The following is a 17,612-nucleotide window of genomic DNA, read 5'->3' as shown; positions in this document are numbered from 1 at the left end:
CGACGGTCCGACGACCTACGGACATTTCTCCTTTTAAATAAGCGTTTCCCAATATCCTGCTGTTAATCCATCCATTTTCCTGCGTGGTGCGGATTCTGCACTATTGCCGATCTGCAACGGTCGGGTTCTATATGTCAGCAAATAAGCATTTTCTCATATTCTCACGATTGCCAGTCCGATGTCGGATTTCATAGGCTCCGGCCTCGAAACGAGGGGCCTATGAAATGGATATTTGTCTATGACTGGTCTTAAATCGACGATTACAGAGCTAATTGATCGCATCCTCGGAGATTGGTGTGCCGAACACGGGCACAAGAGAGGAAGCATTGAGGCAAGCCGAAGGGCGAAAAGCCTGACGCAGTGGATCGAATTCGGCGTGACCGATGAAACCGAGCTTTCAGACCTCATTCGCGACGATATCGTGATCAGCGTTAGTTAGGTGCGGTCAGTCGACCGGACAGGGCGTCTTCAAGCGCCCGCCCAATGGTGCGGGTCACACATGCATCATTCTTGTTCGAGCATCGCTTCTTTTCACCCCAATCCTGCGGCGTGCCTGTCGCAACCTACGATACAAACGACCTGTCAGATTCAGCACCGAACCAATTTTGCATGTCGCCCGACAGGAGCAGGTTTCAGAACTCACGCCGCTAACGTTCTGAATTTATACTTACTGCCGTAAGCGTAAGTATTCTCCGCTCGATCCACGGTCGTCCTTATCGCGCGGCCCGTTCGGACCGACATTCCCTTCATCCGGCAATCGGAACGCTCGTGGTTGCGCCACTGGTTGTCAGGTTGGCAAATGCGATCTCACCGTCCGTAATGTAGTGGTTGACCTTTCCGGTCACCAAGCGCGAGCCTGACTGGTGCAATGCGACCTCCCCGATAACGCACCTTTCCTTCAACTCGTTGACGATGTAGTCGCGCTCGGCATTCGTATCGGAATCGGTTGCGTGCGTGATCTGGAAGGTTAGCCGGGTCAGAGAAAGCCCGGTGTCCCTCGTACCCGCCCCAACCCACAGGACTCGTTCGTCTGGCGATGGCCTGTCCGTGTTCAACCAAAAGCTCGGTTCGCCCATGTCGTCCTCGGAGTGAGTGAGACTGAGCGCCCAGAAACGGATGTGATGGCGCTTGCGCGGGCTACCGCCTATCGGCTCCTGAAATCCGATGTCCTGCCGCCTTCCAAACAGATAGAAAGTACTGAACGGAGCCGTCGGATAGGCAGAGTTCAACAGAAACGCTCGCGTCATTCGCAGGGAGCTTGCCATCCCCAAGCTGTCCGCCTCGTACCAACCCGCTGCTGCAAAGGCGTCCTTTAGTTGTTGGATGGTACCGATGAGGACGAAATTGATAGGGTCGCCGGGAAGCCCGTCAGCCGTTATCGTGTATCGCGGGATCAATCCACGATGAAGCACCTTCAGACCCACGCGGACGACGTTCGGCAAAATGACATAGGCTGCCAAACCATAGGTGAGGCAAACCGCGAAAAGCCAAGGGAGCCTGTGATCGGCGGTGTCGAAAACAACAAAGACGATCAGCCAAATGCTGAGCGCGCCCAAGCAGAAAACGAGAAATCTCTGGAAAAGGCGCGTCAGCAATCTCACAACACTCTCCCTCATCGAGCGTCAGATGAACTCGCCGTTCGTTCTCGCTATTTTTACACCGAAAAGCTCCAATTGGTAGCGCCGTCGCGCTTTCCGTTGATTTAACTTTTGCCGTGCCAACAGCGTGCCTGGCGCCACGCGTCGGCGACCTTTGCCAGAAGCTCCGGTTATACCCACGGCTTCCAAGGCGACGACATCTCCCTCTGCGACAGCTCGGTCTTGTCCTTTGCTGGCTTCGAACTGCAGTGCCCCTGTCGGATCAGGTGGTCACGCGTCCAAAGCGCGTTTCCACTCTCGATCCGGCGGCTCGAAAACGTCCGGTATCGTACGCATCGTCTGAGGTATATTCATTTTTAGGATTTCTGCTATCTTCCACGCCTGTTGTGGGAAGGAGACGTCATGTTTGTATCGAGTTTGGTGCCGGGCGCGTTTTATTGGGCAAGATCCACCGGAAACGCCGAGGGCAAACCGACTGTCGTGCAGGTCTCCACAGTGTTCGGCGAAGATCCGGAGTATTGGACTTTCGCGGTGGTCGGCTCCGAACAGCACCACATGATCGGCGATTTCGAGATAATTTCCCTCGTGGAACCTCCAAGCATGCATCAACTGCGCCAGGCGGCCGAGTAGTGACTCGCGGGCACACCACCCGTCGGTGGCAATTTCAAGGTGGAATCCAACCATCGGGCATGCCCGTCTGGGGCGCTCCGACTTGGCAACGAGAAGAACCTATGGTTTCATCCTATAAAGGGTGAACACAACTCGCCCACCGGCAGGTACCGACTTCAAAGGCTCCCCGGCCGCACTGCCCTTCAGGGAATAAATGCCCAGTTTCGAGTTGATGGCGACATATCCGTCGTATCGCCTGATGGTGTCTCCAGGGGCGAGACGAAATTCCGCTACTGATCCCAATTTGCCGTCGTTTGACAACATGATCCAGACCGTCGCCCCGTTCTCGTCACCAGCCAGTTGCCGGTGCCCGCCATCAGGCCCTGTGCACAAAAGGCCATAGCCGTTCGCGACCCAATCCTCGTCGCGGTCCCCGTCAAGATCCGCCCCTGTCACGAACCTGTTCGAAAGATCAACTTCAGAACCGTCGTTTCGGGCATTGCACGTGTCCTGCAGCCGGGCAAGAGTTTCGAGCATCCGCGCGGGGAACAGTCCTTCCCATTTTCGAACGTATTCCTGAGAGTTGATCCTTCTCGGCTTCCCCCCCTTCACCACCCTCGGCGCCGTCGAGGTCGGCCGGTTCTCATTGGTCTTTGTCAGGAAAGCCTGAAGCCTCGAGCGCAGTTCAACCTCGTCGCCCTCGGTGGGCTGCCTGAAAAAGAGGAGAAGCGAACGGGAAACAGCTTCAGGAAGGTAGATGGGACTGACCCTTTCGGGCTTTCTTTGGATCGCCACACAGCTGTCGCCGTCCTCGAGAAGATAGAGGACCTGAACTTCCAGTCGGTTTTCAGCATTTGTCTTGGTCCCGAACGCGGCCCATCCCCTACCGTCCCGGATCGTTTGCTCAACCAGGCCCCTCGCCACTTCCGGAACCCCGGCGAAAACTCCCTGCGTGTCGTCAGCCATCTGTCCGGCGAATACCGACCCATCAGAAGACATATGGAGTTGCGACGTAACCAGGTTCTCGAATGCCTCCGATCCCATTTGGAGACATTTTGGTGACGGTCGTTCCATCGAATGGGCGTCACCCGCCGCCACGAAGCAAATCGCAGCCACGCAGCACTGGTAGCGCGCTAGAGTCACGCGATCTCCCCTTCGCCTACAAACGGCTCTATCACCGCCAGACATCCTTGCAGAAGGTTTCACCGAACCAGATAGTTGCAATAAGATTATTGCAGAGATGGCCCATTGCAAAACCATGCATCGCATTCACCGAGCGATTGTCAAGTAGCGCTCATTTTGAAGGTACCTTCCCGCGCCGTTTGACGGCGCTCAAATTGGGCGCTGCAGCCGTTCCAACCGAAAAACATATAGCAGACGTTTCGCGTCGAATTGGTTTGGTGTCTTTCACCGGAACTTTTTCGCAGGACATCAAATGCGTATGGAGGAGCCGATGCCGGAACACAAGGAAGGACATAACCGCGCCTGAACTGACCCAATCCGTTCCGGAGCTTCTTGCATTGGCTCGCGCAGGACAGCCGGTTGCATTTCGCCTGATCATGCGTCGGTGTAACCGTCGGCTCTATCGTATTGCCCGCGGTATCGTCCGTGGCGATACGCTGGCGGAAGATGTGGTTCAGGAAGCCTATCTGCAGGCGTTTCGTCATCAAGACGACTTCAATGGAAGGAGTGCCTTCTCAACCTGGCTCACACGCATCCTCATGAACGAAGCGCTTGGACGTTTGCGCAAAGCAAGCCGGACACCCGAAGTCCATCTTGGCGCCAGCGTCTTGCCAGGGCACGTCCTCGACTTTCCAAGCGGTGCTGCTCTCGACAATCCGGAAATTACGATGGCCCAGAAGCAGATTTTGAAACTGGTGGAAGCTGCAACCGATGGCTTCCGGAGGAATTTCGCATGGTCTTCATTGCCTGTGTCATCGAGAAAATTTGTCGAGGAGACTGGAGAATTTCTCTCATTAAAACCCGAGACGGTTCGTGGTCGCCTCCATCGTGCACGCGCTTTGGCCAGGGGGAAGCTGGATCGGATAATCGGTCCGATTGCCGTCGACGCATTTCCCTTTGCCGGTTGGTAATGGGAACAGCTTGCCGAACGGGTCATGGAGCGGCTCTTCCCCCGTTAACTGCCCCCTTCCCTTCACCAGCTATGGATCGAAGAATTTGAACCAGATCTTCCGCAACCTCGACGCCACTCCCGTCGATCAGGCTGAAACATTGCCTGTGACACGCGAACAGGCTGAACAAGCCGTTCGCGTGTTCTTGCGGTGGGGAGGCGATAATCCCGACAGGGAGGGCCTTCGCGACACACCTGCTCGTGCGGCGCGAGCCTATAAGGAGATCTTCTCGGGATACCATATCGATCCCGCCACGGAGCTCGCGCGGACGTTCCGCGAGGTCAGCGGGTATCCCGAGATGGTCTTGATCAAGGCGATCCCGTTTCACTCTCATTGCGAGCACCATCTTGTTCCGATCATTGGCCAGGCATTCCATCATGGGCAGTCTCGCTCCGAAAGGAGCGGCCGTCCTTGTCGAAGCGGAGCATCTCTGCATGGCGATGAGAGGAATTCAGAAGCAAAGTGCGTTGGCGATCACCAATGCGTTCGAAGGCGATTTCAAGCTCGATGCGGGCAAGCACGCGCAATTCATGATGGTGGTACGGGCATAGTGCCAAAGCCGCGGTTGCTTCAGGTGCTTACCAGGGTGGGAAGACCAGGTGTTCCAGCACAACTGCCGACGGCAGTCTGGAACCGTGATCTTGCCGGACGAGATTTCAGGTGCGCGAGCAAGGTCGGATCATCATGAGTAGCCCGACCACCTCGAATTGCGGAATGAAAGAGACTCAAGACATCGAGCTTCAATCGGCAGCAATTGCCATTAGCCGGGCAACCGGGCTCTTTTGTACGGTATCGCACGGGACCTTAGTCCGGCTATCCCGGCATATGGCACAGGAGTTATCTTGAGAATGCCCAAGCGTTAACGGACAGTGGAGGCCCCGGGGGGAGATAGCGCCAATCAAGCCCCTCGGGACCTTCTACCTATCCATCAACCCTCGGCCAGACAGACAATCGACGCCCTCGGCGTTGGCTGGCTCTTCGATAACCCGTCTATCCGGCTATTCATGGCTTCCAATGCAACGCTATGAGATTCATGAAATTGAGAATGGCATGTGGGCCGTCGTCGATCACGATACCGGCAAACCGCTCGTGGACAGGAATGGCTTGAGCGAGAGAACCAGGCTGGAGGCTCAGGCGTTGGCTGATTTCCGTAACGGAAGGTGGCATCCGCCTCGGGAACGGGTTACATCGCCGCTTCACTGGATACGCGCAGCCTGGATGCTGCTCAGCGAATTAAGCCGGGGCGGCGGCAGGTCAGGCGGCTAGTGGTTCGCGCTTGACCACTTGGGCGAAACCGTAAGAAGCGATGTTGTGCTAAGCGCACGCGCGCGGAAACACTCAGCTCAGACCCGACGATTATTCATTATCACTATGGAAATTCCTGAACGGCAAGTGGATGCGCTTTCAGCAGCGCCTGTTTGGCCATTTCATCCAACTCTTCCTCCCGTTTGTTCAGAGCTTCCTTTTGATCCTTCCGTTCGCTATGAACCTGGTCGACTATTGGGGGCGGTTGCTCGACAGGCTGGCTGCTCACCATTTGTGCCAGTGAACAAGTGAATGCAATGGTGCAAAGCATCGTCTTCAGAGCAAGCTTCTTGCAGTCCGACATGCGCTCCCTCCATCGCCGTCGTTTTGTTAGTGCTATCACAGTATCAAATTTAAGTCGTCGCTAAAAAGGCTTCCCCTGTTTTTGAAGCATTCGTTGCCAACGCCGAAGCCAATCGCCAGGTTGAATGGAAGCGCATTAGGCCGCGAGGCGGGTGTTGACAAACGCCACCATAAGTCAATGGCTTGGCCACTCGGGGCTGAACGTAACGATGCGCTACGCGCGGGCGATATCGATATGATGCGCCAAGCGCTCGAACAAATCTTTCCCGACGTGATGTCATCGGCAGATCATCGCTTATGATGGCGGGATATTGGGCTGGCTGCGCCGCTTATAGACGCTCAGTTATGTGGAGTGGTATCACGGGAAGATTGCGAGTTGCAGGCTCTTGCGGTGCTGGCTTCACATCTCTTCGCAGTGCACATTAATCAAGGATCAGCAGATTGAGGCGAACCAGCGTCTCAGCGATCTGGCCTGCCTTCCCTTTGGCCTTCTCCTGCTCGAGGACGTTGGCCAATTCGATGGTCGAGAAGAAGCGGATCTTTCGGCGATGATGCTCGATCGCCTGAACGCCGAGGGCGGCGGCACGCGTTTTGCCTGTGCCCGGCCCGCCGATGAGGACAATGTTCTGTGCTCCCTCCACGAATTCGCATGGGGCAGTTGGCGCACCGTCGCCTCGTTGATCTCGCTAGCTCGAAGTCGTATCCGGAGATGTCCTTGTAGGCCGGGAAGCGGCCGCCTTCATGTATTAGGCAATCGAACGGGCCTCACACTCAGCCATCTCGGCTTTCAGCAACTGAAACAGGATCGGCACGGCCGCATCGAACGCTGGGGCTCCTTGCTCGATCAGGTCCGTGGCCGTTTGGGCCATGCCGCTACGCAGCATGATGACGACGGCGGCGCTGGCCGGATCATGACGCATGGCGACCTCCTACGATCCGGACCCGCAGACCGTCATAGCGTTCGACGTTGGCCCTGGGTTCACGCAGCAAGGTCAGCGCCTGTGGCGTGTCGATATCTCGGACCGTCGGTGGTCTTGCCGTGTCTCATCTTGGTTGTCGCGCTGCAGAACACCATAAAGTCCTCTCGCAGACGGGCGGGCCAAACGTTTTTAAACTCCATCCGCGCCTCGCAGCCAGGCACCAAGTGCACTCCGACTAGTGCTCACCTGCCGCTCCGCACACAGACGCTCGACCATTTCATCGAGCGGTCACGTCCTTGCGATAATCGATCATCTCGACGATGAAATCCTCTCGTGTGCATCCAAGCTTGAGGACCTTCGCCAACCCTGCGGCCGTGATGTCGGTTCACTACCGCTGGCTCTTGCGATCCAGCGGATTGCCGTCGAAATCCTAATCCCAAACCGGGCGGCAGGCTGGCGTGCCGACATGCCTGCCGCAGACGCCTTCAATACGCGTAACCGAAGATCATCGCTCAGTGCTCGTGCTATCATCCACCTTTTCGTTGTCGATGTTGAATAAGCTTCGCCGCGCCACGTCACCTCACACAATCGATTCATCGATCACAGGACCTGCTGTAGTCGACTTCCCGACCCTCGGATCGCAATCCTCTGTCATCTGCCAGGGACCCTTGCCAGGCGCAGGAGCCTCCCCGATTGTCCCGCTCATAAAGCGAACAACGTCTGAATGAGGGCTGCCGGAGAGTCTCGGCCGTCATCGATTGTGTTCCAGTGGCACCGTCTCAATCGAGGTGGGTGGGTTTCAGGATGGCACTATGTTTCGGCGCTGACGCCCGACCGGTGTTCACCTTTCACAAAAGCCGCATTGCAGTAGATCCTCCTGCCAATGACGGAGCGTATCGTGCTATCCCAACACTTCGTCGCCAGGCATGACGGCTGTAACGAACCGATAGGAGTGATTCGCAAGGTAACGAGGATCGGCCTTTATCATCTGCACGAATTTCCGGTGGCCATCCTTTGTACGCCCAACCAAGCAACCTGCGCTCGTCCGACCAAGGTCGTCTTTCGGAGCGTCGTAGCCCCAGTGCTGGTTGATGGCGAACAGTCCGGTATCCAGCTGATCTCCCGTTCGCTTGAAATCCTTGTTCAGGTCGCGACACACGGTAACCGGCTCAACCTGAACTAGGGCCTCGTGCGCAGAAGCCGAATTGGGACGATGCGTACCGACCACCCACGCCTTATATTGGTTGAAGGCAATCCGAGCGGCACCCATAGGGTTCATTGGGTTCACCGTCCAAAATTTGCCAGGCTCCGTGGTCCCGTCCCATATCGCATTCTGGAGGTTTAGCCGTCCGTCCTCTCCTACCGAGAAAACGATACGGATATCGTTGAATTTGTTGGGGGCGTCGTCGTTCAACGTACCGTCCGGGTTTACGCCTTCCAGATACACAATGTTCTTGCAGTCGGGATGCCGACATATGAAATATTTCTTGCCCCGCATATAGCCGATAACCTTGTCGAACCAGGTCCCGCTCGTAGCAATCTCGGGAAGCATATTTGATGGAGAGACCAGGCGATCCGCCACCGCTCGCGTGAACCCGTCCCTCAGTGACACATTGTTGCTTTGGCAGAACTCGGACAAAGCCCACGTTGATACCGGGCCGAAACTTCCGTCTGCGGGAGGATCGAGGTAGCCTAGCTCAGATAGCCGCCATTGGACCGCCTTTGCCAACGGGGTATAACGGCTCATCTCAGAAAGATCGATGGGCGTGCCATCGAATTGGGCGAGCGCCTTCGAGGCGTCACTTCCTATTAGAGGCGCCGCCGCAACGTCAGCTGGCTTCCTGTAGCGCTCCGGTTGGATGTGCTCCTGGATGTAACTGTTGAGCCAGTTCCGGTAAGCTTGAGTTGCGTTTCCCCCGGCCGCGTCGATAAACCGCTGCGCCTTGGCCGCCCCTACTTGCGTCGCTAGGTCGCTAAATGTGTACCCCGTGCTTCCGCGCAAAAATGAACAAGCACCTCCCAACCCTTCGTGGTGAGCAAGATATATGAACTGAGCTTTCTCGTCGTCACCTGTTTCCTCGTCGACAAGTCCGTTTGCAATTAGTGACTTCAGGTTCGCAGCGCCGTACTCCGCTGCAGCGACTATCGACATCTCGGGATCAAACCGTAGTCTCAGGAGATTGTCTTCATCGCCCGGGGAGACTGCGTTTCCGTTTGTGATAAGACCTTTGGCTCTCGCGCGTTCGTTCAAATAGGTCCCGTTCTTTTTGGCCTCGCCAAGCCATGTCGCGGCAAGGAATTGGGTCAACCCGGCTGCCGAGCTTGTCGACGCTTTGCTATTTCGGTCCCATTCACCATTTGACAGTTTGGCAGCCTCAGCGTTGATCACTGCCGCGAGGGCAGCTGCATCAATTTCGGTGCGTTCTTCTGCAAGAAGCAAGTGTGGCCGGTAAACGTCGTTCACTCCCAAGACAAGTTCCCCAACGGCTTCTGGCTTGGCTGGCGCTTCGATCTTGGGCCCCGTTGGCGCGACCACGGTACTGGTGTCCACCCAGCCCGATTGCACCGTTCCGTCGTCGACCAGAACGTCCACTTTTTGCCACGGTGTTAAGGTCAGCTTTACCCTTGAGATGGACCCATTGACAGTTTTCGATTGGCCCTCCGGCTCATCGAAAAGTACAATTGGTATCCCTTCCGACTTTTTCAGAATGTCGGAGTGAACCCATCCGAGAACCTGCCTTCCGTCACGAAGAAGAGCGATCTTCATCCACGGTCCTATTTCCCGGAGGCCTGAGACTTTCTCACCTTCGAGGAGCGAAGCGACATTAATCGACGCATCATCAGGATCTGGTCGCAAATTTGTTGCTTGGGAAAGTGTATAGTCAACCATAACCATCCCCCCGGGCGCCCATAAGGGGACCCAAGTCGTGTCTATTCACACTCGATATGGTACTTTTTACAACTTACTCGCACCGGTTATTATTGTCATCCAGAATTAGTTTCGATTACTTCATTATGTGCTTGCACAACCATGCGAAAAAGTAGGTTCTCGGCAGATCCGTTAATCGACAAGCTTATGATGATTTGCGCTAGTCGCTTAACCCCACTGTAAAGGCGGAATTGATACCAGGATCCGCGGCCTGGCATTCGTCGGATTAGGCCACGGACGAAACCAGCATTGCGTTGGCTTCACAATGTCAGTGTCAACTGCTGCATGGTACCTGCGGTCCAGGGCTCCAGCGAAGACATGGTCAGTCCTAGCAGTCGAACTCCTTTACGTGTCGGAAATGCGCTTTCCAGGAGCGCGGCAATAGTTTCTTCGATCGCCGCTGGCGATTGGAAGCCCTGTGCTATGCTCTTGGAGCGCGTGATCTGGTTGAAATCTGAATACTTCACCTTCAGTGTCAGGGTCTTTCCCGAGATGCTGTTCGCCTCGCAATAGCGCCAGACCTTGGCGATCAATGGCTTCACGCCTTCCAGTGCAAGCTCGTAGGAGTGGCTGGTCGCGTTATTCTTTTGGTTTTGAACGTGATAGTTGAAGACTTGCCAGGGAAAAATTCCGGGTGAGTAAGGACCTGAATTATGACCTGCCCTTTGCGAATGACGGATTGGGCTCTTGACGCAATTCGCGGCTGCAACCGAGCTCACGATTGAGCAAAGATAGGTCGTGATTGAGTTCATCGCACCAATCGGGCTCGGTCGAGAGCTGGCTCAGGAAACTTGGACAGCATGGATAAGTGGAATTTCTGACTGACTTCGGCTTAGATGCGGGAACAGGAGATACCATGACGAGACGACCGCGCCGCAACATAGCCCGGCCTTCAAGGTGGCGCTTGCGCCATCAGGGGTGAATAGACGCTGGTGGAATTATCTCTAGTAGTTCGACGTGCACGCCAATCAAATCAAGCAGTGGAAGGAGGAGCTCCTTGAGGGGCGACAGGCATTTTCGGCGATTCCCTTGCGAGAGCGAAATGTCTGCTGTCTTGCAGAATTCGGCGGGCGTAAGACTGAGATTGATAGCGAGGATGAAACTAGGGGCGGTCCAAAGATGCGTTGGCCATATCATTCGCCTACCAAAGGTTTTCCGCTAAGTAAGCCAAACGTTGAAATCGAAAAAAACGAAGATAAATGCTTAATTAGTGCCGATTTTCACAGGGTGAAGGCAATGCACCGCTCGCTGCTGTACCTAATTCTCATAAGTAAAATCCCTTTTGTCACCCTCCTGCCGGGACAAGTTGTCGCGGAGGATTCGTCTTCGAGCGTTTCCGATAAAATACTTTCGAATGAAACGCCGGTAGAAGAAATATCGGGCTTTCCCGACTACATCGAATTGCCAGAACTATGGGCGACACGTATGCGGGAATTGTTTGCGCTGACAAAAAGTGAAGGCCGGGAGTTTTCTTCCTGTATGGGTTTCGACGCGGCCAATGGCGTGTGGACAGCTGGTCCTGCGCTGGCGGGCTCCAAAACAACAAGCTCGTTCATTCAGGATTCCGTCAATTGTACCGGCAAACAAATCGCTGATGTCCATACTCACCCTGTTTCCAGCGCGCTACCATCGGAGATGGATTTTCGGCACGCACTTGGCTACGAGAGCTTAGTCTCAAGCTTTTCGGTATATCTGAACGAAACTTGTGGACTCATTAAATCCACGTCGGCAATTGGTATCCCCCCTGTTCAGGGCGTGATCGAGTATGGGATTGGCGAAGCCGCTTGGTCTATGGCGAATCCGCCCAAACGGGACGTTTCGGCTTCGGTAATTGCTGCCGCAGCTTCCAAAGTCGAGATGGCACTATATTGCGGGGATATAGGTGGTCGACTTAACCGGGTTGAGGCGATGCCGGGTCTCAAATTCGCGGACCCGTTATTTGTCATCCTGGCAAAGGGGGTTGTGCTATCGATGGGATACCATCTCAACCTTGAACAAACGCTCGACTACTCAACTGAGTTGGACGAAGGATTTAGGAAAAGCCTTTTCGATGCTAAATGGCTAAGTGCTTCCCAAGCCGAGGTAGCTTTACGAGCTTCTCCGAAAGTGATGTATGGGAATTTGCTGACAGCGGCCATGTACAGCGACGTGAAAATTGGGATTGGCGCGGGTACGACCATTCCAGATATTCGAGATGACACACCGAAAACCTCATACTTGTCGTCGTGCTATGTCGGCGAGCGTGGAAAGGAGTGCAGAGTTGTCGAGCTGTTTGGGACAGCACTAAAGTCCAAGTTACTTCGCAACTTGGCCTTTTACGATCCCGACACGGGCAATCACTTAACAGTGCTGAAGTCAGGTAGCGGCTGGATTCTTCGAAAGACAAGGGTGGGGGAGTTCACCTACCTGGGTGAGTGTAAATTTGTCGGTCGAGACTGCGAAATTGACGGCAAAGGTGTAATGGCTACAGACGAAGGCGTGCAGTTTGAGGGTGTTTTTGAAAATGGGCACGCGACTGGGATTGGTACAGCAACATACAGAGCGAGCGGCGAAGTTTGGAAAGTCAAAGCCAGCGAGAGCGGGTACTCGAAGCTGGAGCGCATTCACTGACCTGACGGACGACAGGCCTGCCACACGGGCATCACTTGGCGGTATTCTCGTTGACACGTCGTAGGGGGATCCATCTACAGGAGCGCGATGCCCCTCTCTCGGTCAAGCGGACAGAGAAACTAAAAGATGCAGAACGAAGCTGCTTTCGCGAAACTCGAGTAATGCCCGAGACCGCCGGGGTGAGGGTGATTTGCCGGACATCGACGTCGGAAGCATTTCCTTTACCCCTGTTGTCACATCGCTGAGCTGGTGTTTTCTCCCTATGCTTTGACTTGTGCTGGTCGATGTCGAGGGGACCTAATAATGACAAGTGCAAAGACAGGCGAGATGGTCGTTCCGACTCCATCTGGAAGTGCTGAACCAGTTGGACCGCATTCCCGAGGGCGCCTGGCGATTCCTCACCCATCGTGACAGACACGCTTGCGGGCCGTTCGCAGTATCTCAAGGCCTACACCATCGCTGAGGTCGTCTTTGGACGGACCAATTTCGATGCCCAGAACGGTTAGGCTGTCCGAATGGAGGCGGGCCGAATTCGCCGCGAACGCGAGCGATTTCACCTCATGGCGGGGCCTGGCGAACCTGTTGTCATCACGATCCCGAGGGCGGGAACGTCCCAACGTTCAAACTGGCTCGCGCCGGCTTGACGATGCGATCGAAGGCGCGCCGACGCTCTCCTCGCCCTCAAGTCTTGTCGGATCCTGCGCCGAACGAAGCGGCCGTTGTGGCCGAGCGCAAAGAAGGCGCGGTTCAAGCGCTGGGACGTCGCTGGGACGTCAACAGTGGCAGCGATGATGGCAACTGGCATTTTTGTTGAAGTCAGGCAGCCGGCAAAAGATACAGTCATCGATGGGACTGCCAATGATCGTTGTCGACCGCTTCCAGGATGTTGCCGGAACCTCCACGATCTCGGACGGCGTCACCGGGGAAGTGATTTCGAAGCTGGTAAAGTTCAAGGAAATCCTTGTCGTCGATGGAGGCGCCGCCCACGAGGAATCGGTTGCTGTCCGGAACGCCCGTTTTGCGCTTCAGGGAAGCGTTCGGCGAGACGGCGATCACGTTCCATCCCTGCGCTCATGCCATCGATCAAGCGCGAAGTTTCGATGCGTCTGGCACGTCCGGAAGACAGGGAGCGGATCCTCGCGGGACTGCGCGCTGCCGGCGCCGAATTGTCGGGGGGCTGGCCGACCATGACCAATTAGCCACCGCATGGGGTGACAGGCGTGGCAATTCCGCACATGGTGGCTGCCACGTCGACAGATACTACATGATGTTACACGCCTAGACATGCGCTAGCTGGTAGCCTCCAGCTGAAACGCCCCTCATCCGGGCGACAGCTGGAACACGTGCATGCCAAAGCGTCTCATTCCTCTCCTTCTCCTCCTCTCCGTGACGGGCTGTGGACATCCAGACGGCGTCATGACGCCGATTCCTCTCCCCGCCTCCTCGTCCCCGATCTCCAAGGTGGCAATGCTGGTCGCGACTACACGCGAGTCACCCGGCGATCCTGCCACGCTGTTTAACGGCTCGCTCCCGCCAAAGCGTGAGCCTGGTACGGTGCAGGGGCCTAGGCGCCTGCCACCGGACCCGGCAACGGATTTTGCCGTAACCGAAGTCCAGCAGATAGACACGATTGCGAAGGAACGAGCATGGTTGGCGCAGCATGTGGACGGGGGCCATGCGCTGGTGTTTATTCACGGCTTCGACAATACCTACGAGGATTCCGTCTTCCGGCCGGTCCAGATCGTGCACGACAGCAAGATGCAGGCGACACCCGTCCTGTTCACCTGGCCCACGCGTGGTGAGATCACGGCCTATCAGCATTACAAGGAAAGCACGAACTATTCGCGCACCGGGCTGGAGCAGGCGCACCGCACGCTCGCCGCTGACCCAAATGTCAAGGATATCACCATCATGGCCCCTTCGATGGGAACATGGCTCGCTATGAAGTCCCTGCGTCAGATGGGCATACGAGGCGGCCAGGTGAATACGAAGATCGACAAGGTGATCCTTGCCTCGCCGGATATTGATATCCAGGTGATTGCCAAACAGTTCATGGAAATGGGGGAGCCGCGTCCGAAGTTCACGATCTTCGTCTCGCAGGATGACAAAGCGCTTGCCGTCTCGAGTTTCATCACCGGCCACGTGTCTCGTCTCGGCGCGATAAATCCGGCAGAAGAGCCCTACCGGTTCGAGCTGGAAAAGGCCGACATAACCGCAATTGATCGAACAAAGGTAAAGACCGAGGACGGGCTCAATCACGCCAAGTTTGCCGAAAGCAGCCCGGAAATCGTCCAGCTCATCGGCCAACGCCTGATGACTGGCCAGACACTGACCGGTTCAAACGTCACCCTCGGACAGGGCATCACAGCCGTCGTTGGCGGGACCGTCTCGAGCGTTGGCACGGTCGCGGCCACCGCTGTCGCGGCTCCGGCGATGATCATCGAGCAACCGCTTGCAAAACGAAGAAAGCCAGTGCCTGCCGACGAGACGCTTGGGGGTGACCTGAAGCCGCAGACGCTTACGCAATAGGAAGGGTATCAGCATGAAATGGTTATTGTCTCTCATCGCCGGCCTTTCCATCGCGTTCAACGCAATGGCGCAATCGCCCGCCCCCGCCCCCGCCCCCGTCGCGGAACAGAAGATCGACGAGCTTGTGCGCCTGCTTCAGGATCCTGAGGTTCAGACCTGGCTGAAAAGCCGCAAAGGCGTCGGCACGGAAGGTGCAAGACCGACTTCCCCGCCACACACCTCCAGCCTGGCCCGCTGGGAGACAGCGGCGCGGACACGCGTTCATGAAATTGTCACGGCGATACCAGCCATTCCGTCAGAAATCGCTGCAGCGGCTCTCCGGACACGGCATGATGCAGCGAGCCGGGGCTATGCACCGGTGTTTTTCATTTTCGCCGGATTAATCCTTCTCGGGCTTCTCGCAGAGGGTCTTTACCGCAGATTTGTCGGGTCCCGCGACACGCTCGCCGGACGGCTGGCGCCAATCGGCATCTTCACCGGCGCTATGGCCATCGTGTTCTTCGCGGTGGAATGGCCACCGCTGGCCCGCATCACCCTGCTTGCCTATCTCTCGGCGTTCATCCTATTTCGCCTGGCGATCGCCTGTCTGTCAGCAGCCGATATCACACGCTCACTGCGCACAAGGTTGGCGGTCCTCATCGGGATCATCTGCCTGTCGGTTGCAACGGCGGCGGTCGGTGAGCCGCTTGGCGTCCCGCTCACCGTCACCGACGCGATCAGCTACTGCTTCTCCTCCATCATATTGCTCCTTGCGATCGAGGCGGTGTGGGCCACCTCGCAGCGGCCCCGCGCATGGAAAGCGGCCTTTGCAGCCTTCATCGTTACACTATGGCTTGTCTGGAGCCTCGACATGCGTGGTCTCTTCTGGATCGGGATCTACGCGCTCATTCTTCCAGGTGTCCTTAATACAGTCGGGCGTATCGCGGGCACCTTCGTAGCCGACCCGGCCAGTCTTCGCGGCATCCTGCTCGTACGAGGCGCAAGGGCAGCTGTCATCGCGCTCGCCGTCGCATGGCTGGCGCTGGTGTGGGAATTCAATCCCGATACGCTGGGTCAGCGTGATCCGGTCATCGTTGCCCTGTTCTACGGTGGCCTTAAAAGCGTCCTGATCCTCGTCTGCGCCGATCTTGTCTGGCAACTGGCCAAAGGCTGGATCGACCGGACACTACGCGTAGCAACGGATACGACCTTGCTTGTGCCGGCCGATGCGGCCCGCCGGGCCCGGTTTCGGACGCTGCTTCCGATCTTTCGCAATGCCCTGGCCGTCATTGTTGCCGTCATGGCGGCCCTGATTGTTCTGGCCGAGCTCGGCGTGCAGATCGGGCCACTAATCGCGGGAGCCGGCATCTTCGGTGTCGCGATCGGCTTTGGTTCGCAAACCCTTGTCAAGGATATCATCAGCGGCGTGTTCTACATGCTCGACGACGCCTTCCGGGTTGGCGAATACATCCAGGCCAAGGATTACAAGGGAACCGTCGAAGGCTTCAGCCTGCGCTCCGTCCGGCTGCGCCATCATCGCGGGCCAGTATTCACAGTGCCCTTCGGTGAACTCGGCGCTGTCGAGAACATGAGCCGCGATTGGGTCATCGACAAGTTCAGGATTACCGTCGGCTTCAACACCGATATCGAGAATGCGCGAAAGTTGACTAAGAAAGTCGGAGCCGAATTGAAGGACGATCCGGAACTCGGAAAACTCTTCATCGAGCCCCTGAAAATGAAGGGCGTCGAGGACTTTGCCGACTATGGCATCGTCCTTAGCTTCGCTATGACGACCGTTCCCGGCATGCAAACCTATATCCGCCGCAAGGCCTACGCCAAGATTCGGGAGGTCTTCCTGTCAAACGGGATCTCGTTCGCCCAGCCGACAGTGCAGGTCGGAGGCGACGACAAGGGCGGCGGCGCGGCGGCCGCCCAGGCAATCCGGGCCCAGCAGGCTGGCGATGCTCCAGTCGAGTGAGGAGCGCTGTGGAATGATCGCTGGCAACGATCGGCCAGAAAGCAGTCTGGCTACAGGTTGTGCGCCTTTCGCGTGACACGTCGACACATCGTCTGGATTGTCGTCCGGCTTGGCACAGTGACGCTAAGGGGTCGCGCCAGTGGTCGCTAGCGCGACCACTGCATCCGATCCTACACGTTTTCAGGACCTGCGATGAGTGCGGCAATCGAGATCGCCGGCTCTCGGTCCGCGTAGTCGTTAATATAGCCTTCTAGCAATAGCACCGGACCGAGCAATCTTTTCGGAATTATCAAGATCTGGATGGCAGACATTGCCGTGTCAATGGAAGCGACAGTCGAAGCAAAAGCCGAAATCGCGCCCTATGTTCGTGATCATTGAAGCTTTCAGGATCCAACATGAAGCCCTCCTTTAGGTGCCGCTGAGGAGGAGGAAACATCGAAGAGCCATCAAGTCCAGTCTGATGACCGCACATGCAGTGACCGTTCTCCGCTCCATCTGTGGGACACGCCTCGACGACAAAATCGGCGAACCTCAAGCCGAACCGACGATCATGCGATGTCTCCGTCATAAAGGCTGCGTGACCAACCGGCTTCTGACAGGCAATATCCGCCCTTCAGCACCTTGCAGGAGCTCGAAGCCTGGGGGCAACCTCCATCAGAAATCCTAATGGAGGATACCGTATTGGATGATCCCCTTCCCGATCTGATCGCATCTCTTCGT

The 17,612-nt window shown here is 56.4% G+C and carries 12 protein-coding genes and 3 pseudogenes; 7 read left to right on the top strand and 8 right to left on the bottom strand.

Annotation, left to right across the window (positions count from 1 at the left end):
* The first annotated feature begins 238 nt into the window (after positions 1 to 238).
* Positions 239 to 439 carry a hypothetical protein gene (locus FHT97_RS17865; protein WP_183757589.1) on the top strand — a complete coding sequence of 67 codons (201 nt, stop codon included), beginning with the start codon at positions 239 to 241 and terminating at the stop codon, positions 437 to 439.
* A gap of 307 nt (positions 440 to 746) precedes the next feature.
* Here the strand turns inward: FHT97_RS17865 and FHT97_RS17860 are convergent, their stop codons facing one another.
* Complete coding sequence (locus tag FHT97_RS17860; protein ID WP_183757590.1) at positions 747 to 1,601, bottom strand: LssY C-terminal domain-containing protein; 855 nt, start codon at positions 1,599 to 1,601, stop codon at positions 747 to 749.
* Positions 1,602 to 2,000: 399 nt separating this feature from the next.
* Between FHT97_RS17860 and FHT97_RS17855 the strand changes: the two genes are divergently transcribed.
* Positions 2,001 to 2,228 (top strand): hypothetical protein, encoded by a 228-nt coding sequence (locus FHT97_RS17855; RefSeq protein ID WP_183757591.1) that lies wholly within the window; start codon positions 2,001 to 2,003, stop codon positions 2,226 to 2,228.
* A gap of 99 nt (positions 2,229 to 2,327) precedes the next feature.
* Here the strand turns inward: FHT97_RS17855 and FHT97_RS17850 are convergent, their stop codons facing one another.
* Positions 2,328 to 3,395, bottom strand: a complete 1,068-nt coding sequence (locus FHT97_RS17850; RefSeq protein ID WP_246712668.1) for a hypothetical protein — start codon at positions 3,393 to 3,395, stop codon at positions 2,328 to 2,330.
* Positions 3,396 to 3,397: 2 nt separating this feature from the next.
* On the opposite strand from FHT97_RS17850, the gene FHT97_RS17845 reads away from it, so the two are divergent.
* Together FHT97_RS17845 and folE are read left to right on the top strand one after the other, a co-directional pair.
* Positions 3,398 to 4,300 (top strand): sigma-70 family RNA polymerase sigma factor, encoded by a 903-nt coding sequence (locus tag FHT97_RS17845; RefSeq protein WP_246712667.1) that lies wholly within the window; start codon positions 3,398 to 3,400, stop codon positions 4,298 to 4,300.
* Positions 4,301 to 4,394: 94 nt separating this feature from the next.
* Positions 4,395 to 4,890: pseudogene (folE, locus tag FHT97_RS17840) on the top strand (GTP cyclohydrolase I).
* Between the two features lie 818 nt (positions 4,891 to 5,708).
* On the opposite strand, the gene FHT97_RS17835 reads toward folE, so the two are convergent.
* From FHT97_RS17835 to FHT97_RS31425, 5 genes and pseudogenes are all read right to left on the bottom strand, one after another.
* Positions 5,709 to 5,948: a hypothetical protein gene (locus FHT97_RS17835; protein ID WP_183757593.1), complete on the bottom strand. Its 240-nt coding sequence runs from the start codon at positions 5,946 to 5,948 to the stop codon at positions 5,709 to 5,711.
* Between the two features lie 424 nt (positions 5,949 to 6,372).
* Positions 6,373 to 6,867: pseudogene (locus FHT97_RS17830) on the bottom strand (ATP-binding protein); the annotation flags it as partial.
* A 196-nt stretch (positions 6,868 to 7,063) separates the two neighbouring features.
* A pseudogene (locus tag FHT97_RS17825) lies at positions 7,064 to 7,395 on the bottom strand (transposase); the annotation flags it as partial.
* Between the two features lie 373 nt (positions 7,396 to 7,768).
* Positions 7,769 to 9,757 carry a peptidoglycan-binding domain-containing protein gene (locus FHT97_RS17820; RefSeq protein ID WP_183757594.1) on the bottom strand — a complete coding sequence of 663 codons (1,989 nt, stop codon included), beginning with the start codon at positions 9,755 to 9,757 and terminating at the stop codon, positions 7,769 to 7,771.
* Between the two features lie 299 nt (positions 9,758 to 10,056).
* Positions 10,057 to 10,548, bottom strand: coding sequence for a hypothetical protein (locus FHT97_RS31425; RefSeq protein WP_183757595.1), 492 nt, complete (start codon positions 10,546 to 10,548; stop codon positions 10,057 to 10,059).
* Positions 10,549 to 10,753: 205 nt separating this feature from the next.
* On the opposite strand from FHT97_RS31425, the gene FHT97_RS17810 reads away from it, so the two are divergent.
* The gene (locus FHT97_RS17810; RefSeq protein WP_183863831.1) at positions 10,754 to 12,406 is read left to right on the top strand and encodes a hypothetical protein; all 1,653 of its coding nucleotides are present in this window, start codon (positions 10,754 to 10,756) and stop codon (positions 12,404 to 12,406) included.
* 840 nt (positions 12,407 to 13,246) lie between these two features.
* Here the strand turns inward: FHT97_RS17810 and FHT97_RS17805 are convergent.
* Positions 13,247 to 13,462: a hypothetical protein gene (locus FHT97_RS17805; protein ID WP_183757597.1), complete on the bottom strand. Its 216-nt coding sequence runs from the start codon at positions 13,460 to 13,462 to the stop codon at positions 13,247 to 13,249.
* A 291-nt stretch (positions 13,463 to 13,753) separates the two neighbouring features.
* Here FHT97_RS17805 and FHT97_RS17800 point away from each other — a divergent pair, with 291 nt between their 5' ends.
* Together FHT97_RS17800 and FHT97_RS17795 are read left to right on the top strand one after the other, a co-directional pair.
* Positions 13,754 to 14,935, top strand: coding sequence for an alpha/beta hydrolase (locus FHT97_RS17800; RefSeq protein WP_183863830.1), 1,182 nt, complete (start codon positions 13,754 to 13,756; stop codon positions 14,933 to 14,935).
* Positions 14,936 to 14,948: 13 nt separating this feature from the next.
* Complete coding sequence (locus FHT97_RS17795) at positions 14,949 to 16,892, top strand: mechanosensitive ion channel family protein (protein WP_183757600.1); 1,944 nt, start codon at positions 14,949 to 14,951, stop codon at positions 16,890 to 16,892.
* Positions 16,893 to 17,612 lie beyond the last annotated feature (720 nt).

The organism is Rhizobium sp. BK399, from assembly GCF_014194695.1.
Classification (GTDB): Bacteria; Pseudomonadota; Alphaproteobacteria; order Rhizobiales; family Rhizobiaceae; genus Rhizobium.
The sequence above is the reverse complement of the archived record's forward strand: the minus strand, read 5'-3'. Positions and strand labels throughout refer to the sequence as shown.

What these genes read in the sequence shown, in the direction of transcription:
- FHT97_RS17865 (WP_183757589.1), top strand. Translation starts at nt 239, where the DNA reads ATGACTGGTCTTAAATCGACGATTACAGAGCTAATTGATCGCATCCTC.
- FHT97_RS17855 (WP_183757591.1), top strand. Translation starts at nt 2,001, where the DNA reads ATGTTTGTATCGAGTTTGGTGCCGGGCGCGTTTTATTGGGCAAGATCC.
- FHT97_RS17850 (WP_246712668.1), bottom strand. Translation starts at nt 3,395, where the DNA reads ATGTCTGGCGGTGATAGAGCCGTTTGTAGGCGAAGGGGAGATCGCGTG.
- FHT97_RS17835 (WP_183757593.1), bottom strand. Translation starts at nt 5,948, where the DNA reads ATGTCGGACTGCAAGAAGCTTGCTCTGAAGACGATGCTTTGCACCATT.
- FHT97_RS17820 (WP_183757594.1), bottom strand. Translation starts at nt 9,757, where the DNA reads ATGGTTGACTATACACTTTCCCAAGCAACAAATTTGCGACCAGATCCT.
- FHT97_RS31425 (WP_183757595.1), bottom strand. Translation starts at nt 10,548, where the DNA reads ATGAACTCAATCACGACCTATCTTTGCTCAATCGTGAGCTCGGTTGCA.
- FHT97_RS17800 (WP_183863830.1), top strand. Translation starts at nt 13,754, where the DNA reads ATGCCAAAGCGTCTCATTCCTCTCCTTCTCCTCCTCTCCGTGACGGGC.
- FHT97_RS17795 (WP_183757600.1), top strand. Translation starts at nt 14,949, where the DNA reads ATGAAATGGTTATTGTCTCTCATCGCCGGCCTTTCCATCGCGTTCAAC.